The organism is Nostocoides sp. (assembly GCF_037045025.1).
Lineage (GTDB): Bacteria > Actinomycetota > Actinomycetes > Actinomycetales > Dermatophilaceae > Nostocoides_A.
Window position 1 is genome coordinate 388,828 of the sequence record NZ_JBAOHM010000005.1, and the last position, 15,368, is coordinate 404,195.

A 15,368-nucleotide genomic window follows, 5' to 3' on the forward strand; every position below is an offset into this window, starting at 1 on the left:
ACTTCGACACCAGCTACCGACTCCGGGTCGAGCGCACCGACCTCTCGCAACCACCCGCCGAAAGAACGAATTCGGCAGCGCACGGGCCTGCGCGCCCCGCGCCCCCGACGCAGGAGACGCATCAGCCAGAACCTTCTGAGGAACGGCCTCGCGCAGAGGCGACCCGGGCTGAAGGCACGACGTTGGGTCACCTCGCCCGCCGAGCCGGCGTAGGCAGGGCCTATTGGTCCGCGCGACGCACCTGGCGCGACACGAGGGGACACCGCGCTGCGCTCAAACACTCCCTGCGCCGAGCGGCGCACCGGTTACAGGGCCACGAGATCTGGTATGTTGCCCGGCCCGGTGCCGAGATCGCCTACGGCGAGGACGCTCTCGCGCAAATCCTGTCCGGGCGCAGCCATCTTGTTTACCTATTGGGCGGCGTCACACCGGACCAGGCTGCCGCCGTCAACCGTGAACTCAAGGATGCGATTGCGCCATCGGCCCTGGCCGCGGCGGCACGGACTGAGGTGCTGGCTGCTGCCCGGGCGGTTGACGTGGCACCTGACCACCTCGTCATCAACCCCGATGCCGAGCTGACGAAGCCGCAGCGGACAGCTCTTGTTCGCCACGTCGTAGCGGAGCACCCCAATGCACGCCACCACGTGCTCCGCAGCGATCGGGCGTTCGCCCCGCTGGTCCGGGCCGAGGTGCGGCGGATCAACGGACTTCTCCAGGAGCACGACCCGCCACCCGCGGACCTGTCGCTTGGCGCCATCGGTTCTGCAGTAGCGGCTGCCTATCGGACATGGGACCCCGATCGCCACCGATTGGCCGTGTTCCGGGCCACCGTCTCGCAACTGCTGGCCGGCGGCAGGCCACTGGAGGATCAGCGCCACGAGACCGTGCTCGAAGCCTTCGCCACGACAGCTGGGGACTAGGTCACTGATGCTATGATGTCGTGATGCGAACCACGCTGGAGCTCGACGACGTCGTCCTCAGCGCCGCGCGCGCTAAAGCGCGGGCCGAGGGGATCTCGCTGGGCCGGGCCGTCTCGGACATCGCTCTCGCGGGACTCGCGCTCTCGGAGCCGGCACCGACCGACGGACTTCTCGTGCTGCACGGCGCCCCCGGCCACGTGGTCACCGATGACCTGGTGGCGGCCTATCGAGACGATGACTGATCGCGCGGGGGATGAGGCATCGGCCTCGGTGACACGACTGCTGGATGTCAACGTCCTCCTCGCGCTCATGTGGGACCAGCACGTCCATCACCGAGCCGCTCGCGCTGCCTACCGCCAGCTGGAAACCTTCGCGACGACACCCCTGACGGAGTCTGGCTTCCTCCGGCTGTTGCTCACCCCTGCCGTCGTGGGACGGACGGTCTCGATCTCCCAGGCATTGGCTGCCGTGAGCGCACTGCGCAACGAAGACGGCTGGAGGTGGGTCCCCGACGAGGCGTCCTTTGTGGATGCACGCGTCGACGTCCGGGTTCTCGCGGGGCGGCGCCAGGTGACCGATCTGCATCTGGTCGATCTGGCGGCGCGCCATGCCTGCCTCCTCGCGACCTTCGACGCCGCGCTCCCGACCTGGCTGGCGCCAGCGGATCGGCGTCATGTCGAGGTGTGGAAGCCCTAGCGGACCGGGCGACTTCTGGGGACGGTCGGCTCAGCCCGAGGTGCGGAAGGTCGTCACCACGATCGCGCTGGTGTTCAGCCGCGCGTCGAAGGCCCGGACCTCCAGGCGATATCCCTGCCCGCGCTGGGCGCCGATGAGCGGGAACCACCACTGGCCCGAGGTGGTGCCGCTCCCCTTGACGCCGGCGTTGGTCCACGCCTTGGTCGAGGCCCACGTCGAGGTGCGGCCGTCCCACCACATATTTGTGGTCTGGTTCTGGATGGCCAGCTCAACCGTGCCGACCCGGGTGTTGTCGCTGACCGTGCCGGTGAGGGTCGTCGGGACCGGCAGCGGCGTGCTCCCGGAGGGCTTGGTGATCCGCACGGCGGGGGCGCTGGAGTCGCTCGGCAGGCTGGCCTTGGGGTCGAAGACCTGGATGCGGTCGTTGCCGGCGTCGGCGACATAGAGCTTGCCACTGCCGTCGTGGGTGATGCCGGACGGGTTGTTGAACTGGCCCGGCCGGTCACCAGCGGAGCCGAACTCGCCCAGGAAAGTGCCGCCCAGGGAATAGGCGAGGACCTTGGCGCGGTCGGCGTCGGTGACCCACAGCGTGCCGCCGGCGATGTCGATGTCCCATGGGTTGGTCAGTTGACCGGTCCCCGAGCCCGGGGTGCCGAAGGTGTCGAGCAGCGAACCGGACTTGGAGTAGCGATAGATGCGGTCGTCATACCAGCTCGAGCAATAGACGTCGCCGCCGGCCGGGTTGACCGCCACGCCCGCGCACCGCTTGCTGATGGCCCCCAGGATGGCCCCGTTGGACGGGTTGACGATGATCACCCGGCCACCGTTGGCGTCCCCGATATAGGCCTTGCCATTGCCGAACTCGATGTCGATCACCTCCGTCAAATAGCCCGGCTTCTTGATCTCGAAGGCCAGCTTCATCGTCGGGGTAAGGACCCGCACACTTGCCTCGGTGGTGTTGGCCACCCAGATCCGGCCGCTTCCCGGCTGCACCGCGATGCCGCGGGGATAGTTGAAGCCGAGCGGCGGGGTGGAGCCGCGCTTGCCCCACATGCCGTTGGGGGCCCCGGCCGGGGTGAAGCGCTGCAGGCGGTGGTTGTTCTGCTCGACGGTCCAGACCGCGTTGGCCGCACCGATGGCGACGTCGCGGGGCTGAGCAAGCGAGCCGGCCGGCGGCTTCTGGGGCGGATTGGGATAGGCGGCCAGGAAGCTGCCGGACGCGCTGAACTTCAGCACGCGGGTGTTGCCGTAGTCGGCCACCCACACGTCGTCGTGATCGTCGACGGTGATCCCTCGCCCACCGTCGCCGAACTGCCCCGGGCCGCTGCCCAGCGACCCGAAGGTCCCCAGGTGGGCCTTGGTGTCGAGGTTGAACCGCTCGACCTGGCCGGCGCCGGCGTCGACGACATAGAGCTGGCGGTTGCCCTCGTTAACCGCGACGCCGCGCATGTCGCCGGAGAATTTGCCGTCGCCGATGATCGCGTGGGGGGTGCCATTGCTGTTCCAGACGTTGACCCGCTTGTTCTTGAGGTCGGCGAGATAGATCTTGCCGTCCTCGGGGTCGACGGCGACCCCGGTGATCTGCCCGAGGTTCGGGTAGCTGCCGAACGACAGCACCTCGCGGGCGCTCGAGCCGGAGACGTCGAACTTGCGGATCTTGGGCGGGTCGGCCGCGTTGTTCCACGAGTGGCTGTCGCTGACATAGAGATAGCCGGCGTGATCGACGGTGATCCACGCGTTGTAGCGGACGCCCGGCAGGCGATACTCCTGCTTGAACGAGCCGCCGACGCTGAACCGCGCGACGTATCCGGCCGACCCGCGGGCGTGGTCGGAGACGAAGATGTCGCCAGTGCGCGGGTCGACCGCGATGCCCTCGGGCTGGCCGCGCCGCTCCGAAGCCGAGCGATAGAACGACTTCAGCAGGGTCCCCTCGGTGGTGAACTCGCGCACCTGATAGTTCAGGTAGTCCCCGACCAGGACGTGCGTGGTCGCCGGGTTGAAGGCGACCCCCCAGGCATACAGCCCGGCGGAGCCGCGGGCACCGACGGTGCGCACGAAGGCCGGCGTGGTCCACGCCGCATCATCGGTCGTGACGGATGCCGTGGCAGCGCTTGGCGCCGCGCTCAGCAGGGGAGTTGCCGCGACGGCGATAACGGTGGCCAGGGGCAGGAGCGTGCGGGAGTGTCGCGTGCCTCGCGTGCGCAACAACCCCCCATTCGGCGAGGAAGGCATGCCCCCATAGTGACATGACCGACCGGCACGCCGTATGCCGCGTGCCGCAGCTCAGCCCGCCGCGTTCAGCCCTGCGGTGGCTTGCCGGCGACGAAAACCCCGGCGCGGGCAGCGGCATAGGCAGCCGCGGCGGCGCGGGTCCCGTCGGTGGCGTCGACATCCTCGCCGAGGACGAGGATCCGGTAATAGATCGGCGCGCCCAGCTGGGCCATCACCCGCGCCGGGTCGGTGCCGGCCGGGAAGTCGCCGCGCTCGATGCCGCGCAACGCGATCGGGGCGATGGCCCGCTGGCGCGCTCGCCAGAACTCGTGGATCACCTCCCGCACCTGCGGCGAGGCCTTGCCGCTCGACAGCAGCGAACGAATCAACGGCCCACGGGCGGGATCGTTGAGCAGCGCGATCACCGCGCCGGCAAAGGCGCCCAGGTCGGCCCGGGTGTCCCCGGTGTCGGGCACGGGCACGGCCTGGTCCACCAGCGCACCCACGGCCTCGACGAGCAGCTCATCGAGGCTCCCCCAGCGCCGATAGATCGTCGTCTTGTGCACCCCGGCGGCGGCGGCGACGTCCTCGATGCCGAAGCCGCCGATCCCCCGCTCGGCGAGCAACCCGAGCGTGGCGCCGGTGACCGCCGCCCGCTTGGTGGCGCTGCGTCCGCCGGGCCGCACCGCCCGTCCCGTCTCGCTCACTCCGACACCTTGGCACGGGACCCACCTGGTTGGGTGTCAACCCGGATAACGCAACGAAAAGTTGCGATAGTGCCGGGCCACGGTTAGATTTGGCGGCATGACCTCCACCGAACGCATCCCCGGCGACCTCTGACCTCCTCGTGGGCCAAGATGGGCCCATGACCGCGACCCTGGCGTCCTGCTGGGCGTGCGCTCCGTGGCGCCTCGAAGCCGCCCGTTCCGCAGCGGCCTGGCTCGACGCGGTCGGCGCCGGCCCGAGCGACGTCGTCCGCGCCGACCTCGACGGGCTTGCCACCCGGGAAAGCCCGCGGGCCTTGATGGACCGGCGGCTGCGCCATACGGTCTCATTGCCTGCGCCGGCGCCCGAGACTTGGCAACAACTCTCCGCGTATGCCGAGTCGGCCGTCCGCGCGATCCGCGCCTGGGCTCGGGGCGGGGCGCGCTGGGAGGCCGGCTATTCCGGGACGAGCGGCCTCGTCGACCATCTCGTGTTGGCGCTGGCGCGCGGCAATGGCACCGTCCCGACGTGGACCGCGCACCTGATCGACCTGCCCACACACAAGCCGACTGGGGCCCGGCGGGACGCGCCGGTCGTCCAGGATGCGTTGCTGCACACCTGCGCCCGGCTGCTGCGCGGCTGGGAGGTGCCCGAGCCGGCGAGCGACCAGGTGGCCGACTGGGTCCTCGCGTTGGTCGCCGGAGGAGCCGACCGGATCGTCGTCGGCAGCCCCGAGCTGGCCGACGCCCTGGCGGCGACCCCGGGCTGGGCCGCCGTCCGTGGCGTCCGTTCGCGGGTGGAGGTCTGGGCTCGGCCCCCGCTCCGGGATGCCGACCCCGGCCACGCCGGGATATCGGCCGACGGCGGACCCGCAGGGGATGACCGCGTGCCGGATGACCGCGTGCACATCACTGGATCGGTGGACGCCGCCCGACTGCCGGTGCTCGACCCCGTGCTGCGGGCCGTGACGCTATTGGAGCGTGCCGAGCGCGACCGGATCCGGCTCACCCTGGTCACCGACGACGTGGCCCCGGTCGCCACCGTGCTGCGCCGACACGGCCTGGAGGACGAGGTGGCCGTCGTCGGGCCGGGAACGGGTCGGCGTGCGACCTCACCCGCGCCCGGGGGCACGGCCCAACGCTTGCGCGGCTTGACGCTGGTCGTGGATGCGCCGACCCCCGAGGGTCTGCCCTGGTCTCCGGCGCCGCTGCCCGACCTGGGGGACGCCGAGGCGCGGGGAGGCGAGATCATCCTGTTGGCCGCGCAGGATTCGCCGCTCACCCGCCGCCCGGTAGCCCACCACCTGCCGGCCGAGCACGTCAGCGCGGCCCGGGCACTGCTCAGCCGCCTGGCCAACTGAACGGAAGCCCTCGCCGGCGACCGGAGACTAATCCCGTGATCGAGAGGAACCTCTCTGCACGGTTTTCGCCGCCAGGCGTACCGGAACGGTCCTCTCGACATGGCCGCGGGGCGCGTGCCGGGACGCTGTTCCCGGAATGGCCGCCGGGCGCGTGGCGTAACGCCCTCTCGACATGGCCGGGCGTACCGGAGGAACCGTCGGGACGTCAGGCGACGTCGGAGAGGCGGCGCACCTTGGGGGTGCCGGACGCGCGTTCCCTGGCCAGGTCGTGGGCGCACTGCATGGCGAGCCACGCGCGGGCGGTTCCGGCACCGGCCTCTTCGAGGCGCACAGCCAGGTTCGGGCTGATCCGAGCATGGCCGTGCAACACCCGGCTCAGCGCCACCCGCGAGACGCCCAGCCGGTGCGCTGCTTCGGTGACGCCCAGACCGAGGTCCGAGAGCACGTCCTCGCGCAGGATCTCACCGGGATGCACGGGGTTCTTCATCGCCAACGTCATCACCTTCCTCTTCAGTGGTAGTCCTGGTAATCCACAAGCTCAACGTCGTTGTCGACGAATCTGAATGTCACCCGCCAGTTCTCGTTCACCCAGATCGACCAGTGCCCGACCAGGTCGCCCTTGAGCGGGTGCGTTCGAAAGGAGGGGATCCGCACGTCCTGAGGTGACTGCGCCACGTCCAGCACGGACAGGATGCGTAGCAGCTTTGGGACGTGGGCCGCCTGCACGCCCTTCTTCGATCCGTCTCGATACAACCGCTCCAGGCCCTTGTGCCGGAAGCCGATGATCACCGAAGTACCGTATCGCGTATCGCAACGCGACACAAGAGGCTAGCAAGGCCAGGGCGAGAGGCATTGCCTTGGTCGAGAGGACTCAATCGGCACGGTTTTGCGACAGTTTCGTGCCGATTGAGTCCTCTCGTCCGTCTGCGGGTCGTTCGTCTGCGGGGAGTGGAATCGGCTGCTACGTCAGGGCAGGTCCCCGGGGCCGAGGATGGCGCGCAGGTAGTCTTGCGTGGTCGCGCCGGCGGCGCTCAGCCGGTCGGCGGCCTCCCGGCTGCGGGCCGACTCGGCCACCCAGGCGCGCCGGTCGGCGAGCGCGCTGATCCGGGCGGCGCCCTCCTCAGGGGTGGTGACCACCCAGTCGGGCGTGTCGGCATAGATCTGCCGGGCCCCGCCGTGCGCAGCGACCTGGGGCCAGTCACGGATCACCGGGACGCAGCCGGAGGCGGCGGCCTCAACGACCCCGACCGGCCAGCCCTCGACAACGCTCGTGGACAACGCGAAACCGCACGCGTCCAGCGCCTCCTCCAGCCGACGGGTGAAGCCCACCCAGACGATCGCGTCACGCAGCTGCGGGTCGGCGGTCAGCTCGCGGAACCGGGCGAGGTAGTCGGCGACCGGCGTGAGCGCTGAGTCGGCGAAATCGCGCCCGATGAAATGCAGCCGCCAGGAGGGGTCGTCGCGCAGCAGCAGCCGCAGGATCTCGACGGCAAAGATCGGATCCTTGACCCGGCGCCCCCACCCGACCATGGCGATCGCCCGATGGGCGCCAGGGAGTTTGGGGCGCCGGTAGCGCTCGACATCGATGATGTTGTTGACCACGGTGAGACGGGTCGGCAGCGGCTGCCCCGGCGGAGCGAGCTGCGGCGCGACGAACGCCTGGACATGCTCGCTGACGAGCAGCACGTCGTCCACCCGCCGCCAATCGACAAGCTGCGCCCACGCCTTGGTGGCATCGACCCGGTGCATGCGCACCACGATCCGCGCCCCGGGGGGAGCCAGATAGGACGCGAACACCGCCCCCGGGTCGCACCAGTCGGCGAAGACGACGTCGGCGCCGGCAAGCCGTTCGGCGAGCACACCGAGCTGGCGAGCGGCACCGCGGTCCTCGGGCAGCGCGTCCCACCGCTGCGGGTCGGTCAGCCGCAGCCACTCTCCGACGATCTGCTCGGTCGGGTCCCGTCGCTTGAGCATCGGCCCCAGGTCGTCTGCGGCCACCAACTCCGGCGTGTGCCCGGCGCGCGTCAGCACGTCCAGGACCGGCTGATAGAAGGAGCCGTATGCCCCGGCGAGCACCACGATCCGCGGCGACTCGCCCACCGCCGCGCTCTGGACACCCTGGCCGCTGCCACCCTCCTCCAGGGCCGCCACATAGCGCCCAAAGCGCGACTCCCGCCACGGCGCCAACACGCCGGGCGGGTCGTCGACGATCAGCGACCGCTGCCCGTCGGCGTGCAACTCGCTGTGGAAGACCAGTCGCAATCCGAGCGTCACCAGCCGCACGGCCGCAGCCAACTCGTCCCGCTCAACGCGGTCCATCGCCGCATCGAATGCCGCTCTCGCCGTGGCCGCATCGCCTGGCTGGGGCCCGGAGCCGAGGGTGAGTTCGGCGATCCGCAGGATGGCCGCGATCGCGTTGGCGTCCCCGTCGGTCGCCGGCAGGGTCGCAAAAACGTCACACATGGCGATCAGTTCGCGATAGCCGGAGGCGGCGAGCAGGTCGGCGCTCGCCCGTCCGATCGCCTCCATCAACTCCGGCGAGCGGTATGCCGCTCCGATCGCCTCCGCGATCAACACCGCTAGGCCCGTCCTCGCCTGCGCTCCTCCCGTATGCCGCTCGAGCAGCTGCCGCTGGCGGGCGTCAGCGAGTTGCTCGAGGAAGCCGCGCCACTCGACCACCGCAACCTCGCGGCCCTTGGTCACCTTGCGCCCCGCTCCCGCCTTGCCATCGGGGACGACCAGCGTGTCGGCCGCGGCAACTGCCTTGGCCACCAACGGGTTCGCGCGCAGGGAGCCGACCAGGCGCCGCGTGGGTTGGAGGTCGGCGCCGGCCGCCCCGGCACCGAGGTGGATCTGCTTGACGGTCGGCGGCAAGCCGCGCAAAGCCCGGCGGCCGGTGTGCACCACCGTCGCGCGGACGTCCTGGCCCGCATGGGCCAGCGCCCACTGGTGGACGACATGCCCGGCGCGGCCGGAATCCTCGGCGAGGATCAACACCTGGCCGGTCACGGCGCCCCCTCCTCAGCTTCCCCCGCGACCTCGACCAGTCCGGACTCAATGTCCACGGCCCCGGAGGCCGGAGGCTCCTGCGCCACAACGCCATCCACCGCCGACGCAGTGCCGAGGCTGGCGAGGAGCTGCGCCAGATCGGGGACTGGTTCGCCCAGGTCAACACTCCAGGCAGCCGCATCCTGCGGGCTCGGGGCAACCCAGCCGACCTCGACACCCCAGATCGCGCGCGCCCCCTCCCGCATCGCCAACAGGTCCGGCGCGACGCCGTCACTGGGCTGCGGCAGCAGCGCGACGATCTGCCCGGGGCGCACGTGCGGACGGTCGAGGCTTGGCATCTCCAGCAGGCCGGGAGTCAGGACGACAAGCAGCCCGGTCGTGGCCGCGTCGGCGGCGCTGATCAGGTCGATGCGACCGCTGAGGACCGGGCTCATCGCTCGGGGCAGCGGGTTGGGCCGCCGCGGCCGCCCACTCGTCGGATCTTCTTGGAAGACAAGGGCGCTGCGGCGCTCCTTGCTGATGATCAGCGCCCTCGTCGACTCCTGGGTCAGCGCGCTCGCCGACGCCAGGTCCGCGAGATAGACGACGTCGAAGGCGATCCGCGGCGGCGCGCCTCCCGGCAGATTGCGCCGGAAGGACCACGACGCGGGGAAGGCCCGGCGCCGCAACTGATCCGCGCCCCACAGCGGCGGCGACTCGGGAGTGAGCGTGTCGTGCCACGCCCGGAAGGATGCCCGATAGAGCGCCCGGTCGGGGGTCATCCACAGCATCCGGAAATCACTGCGGGACAACGACCCTCCGCGCAACCGGGTGATCGCCCCCGGAGTGGAGGTGTCGAGCGTCGGCCCGAGCCGGCGCTCGACGCGCTCGTGATATTCGGAGTCGGCGCCCTTGCGGACGGTGTCGAAGACCCCGACGGTTTCGATCGTTGAGCGGCGCACCATGAACGACGACGCGTTGCGCCGGCGGGAGGGATAGCCCAGCCACGAGACCGTCAGGTCATCGAGTGCGCGGATCGCGTCGCTGCGGCTGGCCGGCGCAAACGGATTGTCGCGCAACAGTTTCACTTGGTCGGCGATCCGCTGCGGGTGCGACCAGTCGTCGGCGTCTTGGGTCGTGACAAAGTGGCCGCGGGCGCGGTTGATCGCCGCGTTGCGTCCGAGATAGCTGCCGCCGTTGAGCGGCATCCGGAGGATATCGACGCGCGGGTCGAGCGCCGCTGCCTCGTCGAAAACCTCGCCGAAGCCCGGGCCGGACGCGTCATCGACGAGGAGGATCTCCTGGTTGGCATAGCTCTGGGCGAGCATCGAGCGCACCGAGTTGAGCAGGCCGGCGGCATCCGGCCGGAAGCACGGGACGATAACGGTGACCAGCGGCCCGTCGACGCTGGCCCCGGTGGCCGCGTGCAGGCCGTCGAACGGATGCTCGGCCGCCTCGTCCACTGCGACCGGCGCCAGCCCGGCCTCGCGGAAGCGAGCGTTGAACAACTCCAGCCACCTCGCCCGGTCGGCCGAAGGGGCGCCGGGCGGCGCGGCATACGGATTGGCGAGGTCGAGCCGCAGGTCGGCCTGCTCGGCCGGGCTGAGCGGCAGGATGCCGAGCAGTCGCTCCAGCTCGGCGCGCTCGCCGGCAAAACACGTCAGCTGGGCAAAGAGGACGACCGCCGACTCCGCGTCCGTGAACGGCTGCGGACCCAGCCGCTCCAGGATGTCCGCGTATGCCGCTCGCGCCCGCCGCGGCGCGCGCCACGCCTCGTCGCCGACCGCCCATACGGTCGCCAGCGCGAGGGCTTCCTGTGGCTGGGTCAGGCAGCGGTCCGGCCAGCGGTCGTGGGTGTCCAGGTGGGCGGCCAGGTCGGCGGCCGCGGCATACCCGTCGCTGGCGCGCAGCGCGAGGACGTCGAGCAGTTTGGGCGCTCCGGTCCGCAGTGCCGCCCGGGCCAGGCCGTGGATCTCGCCGAGCGCCAACTCCCGGGCGGCCAGGCGAGCAACAGCGACATCGAGCACGGGCACGCGGGTCGGCATCGGGGTCGCTTCCTGGTTGCGTGGAATAATCGCCGAGCGTAATGCAGGGCCGGAACCACCCGGCCGCGAGTCGAGCGAGCGGAGGATCACGCGCAGATGACGTCCAAGCGGGTGCTGGCCGGGCTGGGCGCGATCGGGATCCTCGGGTTGTTGGGCTTCCTCGGCGCGCTGCTGTCGTGGTGGTGGCTGGTTGTGCTCGCCGTCGCCGGGATGCTCGGCGTCCTCGGGGTGATTGCGCTCAACACCAACACGCTCGTGCGCAGCCACCGGTTGGCGTGGGATCGCACCCAGCGCCTCGGCGGCGGCGCCGCGGGCGCCAGCCTGATCACCGGGCCGGTGAGCGCGCCGGCCAGCCAGGACGATCTGACCGGCGCGTTGCGGCTGCTCCAAGCCCAGTATGTCGGGCGGCTCGACCGCGCCCAGACGACCCTGGACCGGGCCGCGGCGCGGCTCGACCGGGCGACCGGGGCCGCGGCTCCCACCCCGCCGCCCGCCGACCCGATCGACGCTCTGCCGGCCGGGGCGGTGCTGACCCTGCACGCGGTCACCGAGGCCTCGATCGAGCGGGCCCGGCGCGCGACCGCGCGCGGGCTGGGAGTGGTCGTCGTCGACCCCGACAGCGCCGACCGCGAGCGTCTGGAACTCGCCGGGCTGGCCGGGGCGGTGCGGGTCGTTGGGGCAGGCGAGGCCCCCGCCGGCGCGGTGAGCGTGGTGCTCCCGGACGCGGGCACCTGACCGCCCGATGGACGCCGATGTCCCCGCGGCCCGGTTGGCCGTGATCGAGAGCCTTGCTGCCGGAATCCCCCCGCAGGACAAGGGTTTTGCCCCGACATTGCTGCGGGCGCGCATCCCCAGCGGGCGGGACGTGCTCGCCCACAGAGCCACCCACGGGCGGCACCTAGCCGCCGGGTTGGACGAGATCGGGATGCGCGCCGCCGAGCCGCGTGGGCCCGTCGAGGCGGGCGCGATCGCGGGCTTCGAGCCGGAGCTGGTCGCGGCATACGCCCAAGTCTCGGCGCTGCAGCTCGGCGACGAGCGCGGACGCCAGGTCGGGCTCGGCCTCTATCGGCTGCTCGACCGCGCCGGCAAACTGGCCGGCTGCAAGCGCCGTCACCTCGACCTCTATCCCCAATTGCTGTATGCCTCAGGCCAGTTCGACGACGCGCGCTCGGCGCTCGCCACCAAACTGACTGCCCCAGTTGCCGACTTCCTGGGCGCCGACCTCGCCCACCCCGACGTGACCGGCGGCGAGGTGACCGATGGCAACGAAGATGCCTGGCTCGCCGCCCTTTCCGCGGCGCTCGCGCCCTCCCCCGAGACGGCCGGCGTGAGGCTGCACCCGGGCGCCGAGGGACTGACCCGGCTCGATCGGCTCACCGCCGCCACCCCGTTGGCGGCGCTGCACGGCCCGCTGGTCACCGTCATCACCAGCGCCTTCAAACCCAGCCAGCCCCTGCTCACCGCCGCCCGCTCGATGATCGAACAGTCTTGGCAGGACTGGGAATTGCTGATCGTCGACGACGCCTCACCCCCCGGCCACGAAGACGTCCTCGAGCAGGTCGAGGCGCTCGATCCGCGCATCCGGGTGATCCACAAGGCGGTCAACGGCGGCACCTATCGCTGCCGCAACACCGCGCTGCGACAGGCCCGGGGCGACTTCGTCACCTGCCTCGACTCCGACGATTGGGCCCACCCCCAGCGGCTCGAACTCGGCCTGGCCCCGCTGCTCGCGCAGCCCGGGCTGATGGCGACCCGCTCGCTCGGCATCCGCGCCGACGAGCAGCTGCGCGTGACCCGGCCCGGCTATCTCGGGCCGTTCGTCGCGGCGTCCTCGCTGCTCTTCCGGATGCCGCACGTGCCCGGGCGAATCGGCTTCTTCGACACCGTGCGCAAGGCGGCCGACACCGAATACGCGCGGCGGATCGCAGCGGCGTACGGGCACGAGGTTTATGACATCCCGCGCGACATCCTGACGATCCTGCGCAGCAGCCCCGAATCGCTGTCGGCCGACGACTTCGCTGCCGGGTGGCGGCACGAGGCGCGCCCGGCCTACAAGCAGGCCTACACCCGCTGGCACGAGGCGATCAATCACGCCGGCGCCGAGCCGTTTTTTGACCCCGACGGCGAGCGACCGTTCCCCGCGCCCCGGCGCTGGACCCGGCCCGTCGATGCGCAGCTCGCAGCGCCGGAACAGTTCGACATCGTGCTCGGCGGCGACTGGCGCCGTTATGGCGGGCCGCAGATCTCGATGATGCAGGAGATTGCCGCGTGCACTGCCGCGGGGATGCGGGTCGGCGTGCTCCACCTGGAGGCGCTGCGGTTCTATACCAGCGTCGATCAGCCGTTGTGTGCGCCGCTGCAGGAGCTGATCGGGGCGGGCACGGTCGAGCGGGTCTTCCCCGACGACGACATCGACGTCGACATCCTGCAGATCCGCTATCCGCCGATCCTGCAGTTCCCGCCGGCCCTCCCGAAGGCGTTCTCCCCCAAGCGGCTTTTTGTCATGGCCAACCAGGCGCCGTTCGAACCGGACGGCTCCGATCCGCGGTATGTGCCCGCCGACATCACCGCGAACGCGCGCGCCCTCTTCGGCGTCGAGCCGATGTGGATCCCGCAGGGCCCGACGATCCGCGCCCTGCTCGATGGACTGGTTGCGCCCCAGTCGATCACGACCTGGGACAACCCCGGCCTGATCGACATCGACGCCTGGTATGTCCGCCCCGACCGGCCGGTGCACGAGCGGCCCGTCGTCGGGCGGTTCTCCCGCGACGACCGGATCAAGTTCCCCGACGACCCGGCCGACCTGCTCGCGGCCTATGGCCTGCCCGAGCGCTATGACGTGCGCATCCTCGGCGGCGCGGTCACCGTCCCAAAACTGCTCGGCCAGGCCGGAGTCCAGCAACCCGCCAACTGGACGCTCTTCGAGCACAAGGAGATCGACGTCCGCGCCTTCCTCGCCGGGCTCGACTTCGTCGTCTATATGGATAATCCCAACGCGTATGAGGCTTTTGGCCGAGCCTTGCTGGAGTCGGCCACCTCGGGCGCCGTGTGCATCGCCGCACCCAAGCACGCGGCGACCTTCGGCGAGGCGTGCCTGTATGCCGAGCCCGCCGACGTCCCCGCCCTTCTCGACCGCCTGGTCGGCGACCCCCAGGCCTATCGCGCCCAGGTGGTTCGCGCCCACTCCTGGATCGAGCAGCACTTCTCCACGGCGAGTTTTGCCGAGCGGGTGCGGCAGGTCCGGGCCGAGATCGCCCGGGAGGAGATCGCCGCCGCAACCCCGCCGTCCGCGGCAGGGGAGGCGAGCGGCGCACCCGGGTGGGTGACGTTCACGACCCGGCGCCTCGCCGACGGCGAGAGCGGCGACGAACTGGCCGCGCGGCATACGGGAGAAGCGGGGGCGCGGGAGGCGGCGCTGGCGACCTTGCGTGCGCTCGTGGCCACCGCCCCAGCCGGTATGCCGCTCGACGCGCCCACCGTCGCGGCCGCCTGGCGCGCCGGGGTCACCGACGTCGCCCAGCGGGTCGGCGGGCAGGTCGTGCGCTACACCGCCTAAGCAGCGCGGACGTGGGCCTGCGCCAAGGAAATCGCTGGACAGGCCGCCTTACGGTTACGAGGTGGCCGACCTGTTCCTCGTCACCTTCGGGGACGATGACGAGCGCGCCCGCCGTCCGGCGGAGCGTGCGGCCAGCCGTGCTCGCATCCGGGCGCGGTATGCCGAGCGGCTGCGGCAGCGGGCCGGCCTCGACGACATGACGGCCGATCTGGTCATGGCGGTGCTTTTTGACCACACCGACGAGCGTGGCGAGTTGTGCCAGCGCGGATGTCACCCCTCCCTTCCCGAGGACGGCGACGGGAGCCATGACGCCGGTTTCGACTGCCCCTGCACCTGGGACGCCGAGCGGCGCGAGCACGAGCGTGTGCAACGCATGGCGCGATGGGATGCGTGGCTGTCCAGCCCGGAGTCCACAGCGGAGCGGGCTGCGGCCGACCGTGACCGGCGCGATGTGCAGCGGTGGCTCGGCGCCCACCCGCGTGTCACCGCGGAGCAGACCTGTCCCGCCTGCCCCGAGGTCTGGGAGGGCACGATCGACGGCCGCTCCTTCTTCTTTCGCGAGCGGCACGGGCAGTGCGCATCGAGCTCGATCTGGTGCCCAACGGCCACATCGCCTCCCGCTTCGCCGGCACGGCCGGCGACGGGGAAATGATCACCGAACCCGTCGAATTGACGTCCGGCGACGTCATTGCCGAGGGCGTGGACTCGAGCCTGGGCAACGGCCCCGTGGCCCACCTGAGTTTCATCGTCGATACCGTGCGCGCGCACCTGAACCGCACGGTCTGCGCGCATGCGCGCGCGGAACAGTACTGCCCCGAATGTGGCACCCGCGTCGGCCTCCCCAGGCAGGTACCGTAGGAGTCTGGATTCGAGGGCGTGGAAAGGTT

14 protein-coding genes are annotated in these 15,368 nt (G+C 71.1%); 8 read left to right on the plus strand and 6 right to left on the minus strand.

The window, feature by feature from the left end:
* Positions 1–182: 182 nt before the first annotated feature.
* Genes V9G19_RS04315 through V9G19_RS04325 form a run of 3 tightly spaced genes read left to right on the plus strand, consistent with a single transcriptional unit; the run spans position 183 to position 1,616 of the window.
* Complete coding sequence (locus V9G19_RS04315; protein WP_462284241.1) at positions 183–920, plus strand: hypothetical protein; 738 nt, start codon at positions 183–185, stop codon at positions 918–920.
* A gap of 23 nt (positions 921–943) precedes the next feature.
* Positions 944–1,162, plus strand: a complete 219-nt coding sequence (locus tag V9G19_RS04320; protein WP_462284242.1) for a hypothetical protein — start codon at positions 944–946, stop codon at positions 1,160–1,162.
* Between the two features lie 28 nt (positions 1,163–1,190).
* Positions 1,191–1,616, plus strand: a complete 426-nt coding sequence (locus tag V9G19_RS04325; RefSeq protein ID WP_462284243.1) for a TA system VapC family ribonuclease toxin — start codon at positions 1,191–1,193, stop codon at positions 1,614–1,616.
* 30 nt (positions 1,617–1,646) lie between these two features.
* Here V9G19_RS04325 and V9G19_RS04330 read toward each other — a convergent pair whose 3' ends face one another.
* Positions 1,647–3,848 carry an NHL repeat-containing protein gene (locus tag V9G19_RS04330; protein ID WP_462284244.1) on the minus strand — a complete coding sequence of 734 codons (2,202 nt, stop codon included), beginning with the start codon at positions 3,846–3,848 and terminating at the stop codon, positions 1,647–1,649.
* A gap of 65 nt (positions 3,849–3,913) precedes the next feature.
* A complete protein-coding gene (locus V9G19_RS04335; protein ID WP_462284245.1) occupies positions 3,914–4,534 on the minus strand; it encodes a TetR/AcrR family transcriptional regulator in 621 nt (206 codons plus the stop codon).
* 158 nt (positions 4,535–4,692) lie between these two features.
* Between V9G19_RS04335 and V9G19_RS04340 the strand changes: the two genes are divergently transcribed.
* The gene (locus V9G19_RS04340) at positions 4,693–5,892 is read left to right on the plus strand and encodes a hypothetical protein (RefSeq protein WP_462284246.1); all 1,200 of its coding nucleotides are present in this window, start codon (positions 4,693–4,695) and stop codon (positions 5,890–5,892) included.
* 205 nt (positions 5,893–6,097) lie between these two features.
* On the opposite strand, the gene V9G19_RS04345 is transcribed toward V9G19_RS04340, so the two are convergent.
* The 4 genes from V9G19_RS04345 to V9G19_RS04360 all read right to left on the minus strand — a co-directional run bounded on the left by V9G19_RS04345 (position 6,098) and on the right by V9G19_RS04360 (position 10,925).
* Positions 6,098–6,379 (minus strand): HigA family addiction module antitoxin, encoded by a 282-nt coding sequence (locus V9G19_RS04345; RefSeq protein WP_462284247.1) that lies wholly within the window; start codon positions 6,377–6,379, stop codon positions 6,098–6,100.
* A gap of 23 nt (positions 6,380–6,402) precedes the next feature.
* A complete protein-coding gene (locus V9G19_RS04350) occupies positions 6,403–6,681 on the minus strand; it encodes a type II toxin-antitoxin system RelE/ParE family toxin (RefSeq protein ID WP_462284248.1) in 279 nt (92 codons plus the stop codon).
* A gap of 177 nt (positions 6,682–6,858) precedes the next feature.
* Positions 6,859–8,901 (minus strand): glycosyltransferase family 4 protein, encoded by a 2,043-nt coding sequence (locus tag V9G19_RS04355; protein WP_462284249.1) that lies wholly within the window; start codon positions 8,899–8,901, stop codon positions 6,859–6,861.
* Positions 8,898–10,925 (minus strand): glycosyltransferase family 2 protein, encoded by a 2,028-nt coding sequence (locus V9G19_RS04360; RefSeq protein WP_462284250.1) that lies wholly within the window; start codon positions 10,923–10,925, stop codon positions 8,898–8,900. Before V9G19_RS04360 ends, V9G19_RS04355 begins: the two co-directional genes overlap by 4 nt.
* A 96-nt stretch (positions 10,926–11,021) precedes the next feature.
* Between V9G19_RS04360 and V9G19_RS04365 the strand changes: the two genes are divergently transcribed.
* The 4 genes from V9G19_RS04365 to V9G19_RS04380 all read left to right on the plus strand — a co-directional run bounded on the left by V9G19_RS04365 (position 11,022) and on the right by V9G19_RS04380 (position 15,339).
* The gene (locus tag V9G19_RS04365; protein WP_462284251.1) at positions 11,022–11,660 is read left to right on the plus strand and encodes a hypothetical protein; all 639 of its coding nucleotides are present in this window, start codon (positions 11,022–11,024) and stop codon (positions 11,658–11,660) included.
* A gap of 7 nt (positions 11,661–11,667) precedes the next feature.
* On the plus strand, positions 11,668–14,481 hold the full coding sequence (locus V9G19_RS04370; RefSeq protein WP_462284252.1) for a glycosyltransferase: 2,814 nt from the start codon (positions 11,668–11,670) through the stop codon (positions 14,479–14,481).
* 61 nt (positions 14,482–14,542) lie between these two features.
* Entirely contained in the window at positions 14,543–15,133 is a 591-nt protein-coding gene (locus V9G19_RS04375; RefSeq protein ID WP_462284253.1) for a hypothetical protein, read from the plus strand.
* On the plus strand, positions 15,130–15,339 hold the full coding sequence (locus V9G19_RS04380; protein WP_462284254.1) for a hypothetical protein: 210 nt from the start codon (positions 15,130–15,132) through the stop codon (positions 15,337–15,339). The genes V9G19_RS04375 and V9G19_RS04380 overlap by 4 nt, the downstream gene beginning before the upstream one ends.
* The last annotated feature ends 29 nt before the right edge of the window (positions 15,340–15,368 follow it).

What these genes read in the sequence shown, in the direction of transcription:
- V9G19_RS04360 (WP_462284250.1), bottom strand. Translation starts at nt 10,925, where the DNA reads ATGCCGACCCGCGTGCCCGTGCTCGATGTCGCTGTTGCTCGCCTGGCC.
- V9G19_RS04330 (WP_462284244.1), bottom strand. Translation starts at nt 3,848, where the DNA reads ATGCCTTCCTCGCCGAATGGGGGGTTGTTGCGCACGCGAGGCACGCGA.
- V9G19_RS04340 (WP_462284246.1), top strand. Translation starts at nt 4,693, where the DNA reads ATGACCGCGACCCTGGCGTCCTGCTGGGCGTGCGCTCCGTGGCGCCTC.
- V9G19_RS04345 (WP_462284247.1), bottom strand. Translation starts at nt 6,379, where the DNA reads ATGAAGAACCCCGTGCATCCCGGTGAGATCCTGCGCGAGGACGTGCTC.
- V9G19_RS04320 (WP_462284242.1), top strand. Translation starts at nt 944, where the DNA reads ATGCGAACCACGCTGGAGCTCGACGACGTCGTCCTCAGCGCCGCGCGC.
- V9G19_RS04370 (WP_462284252.1), top strand. Translation starts at nt 11,668, where the DNA reads ATGGACGCCGATGTCCCCGCGGCCCGGTTGGCCGTGATCGAGAGCCTT.
- V9G19_RS04365 (WP_462284251.1), top strand. Translation starts at nt 11,022, where the DNA reads ATGACGTCCAAGCGGGTGCTGGCCGGGCTGGGCGCGATCGGGATCCTC.
- V9G19_RS04380 (WP_462284254.1), top strand. Translation starts at nt 15,130, where the DNA reads ATGATCACCGAACCCGTCGAATTGACGTCCGGCGACGTCATTGCCGAG.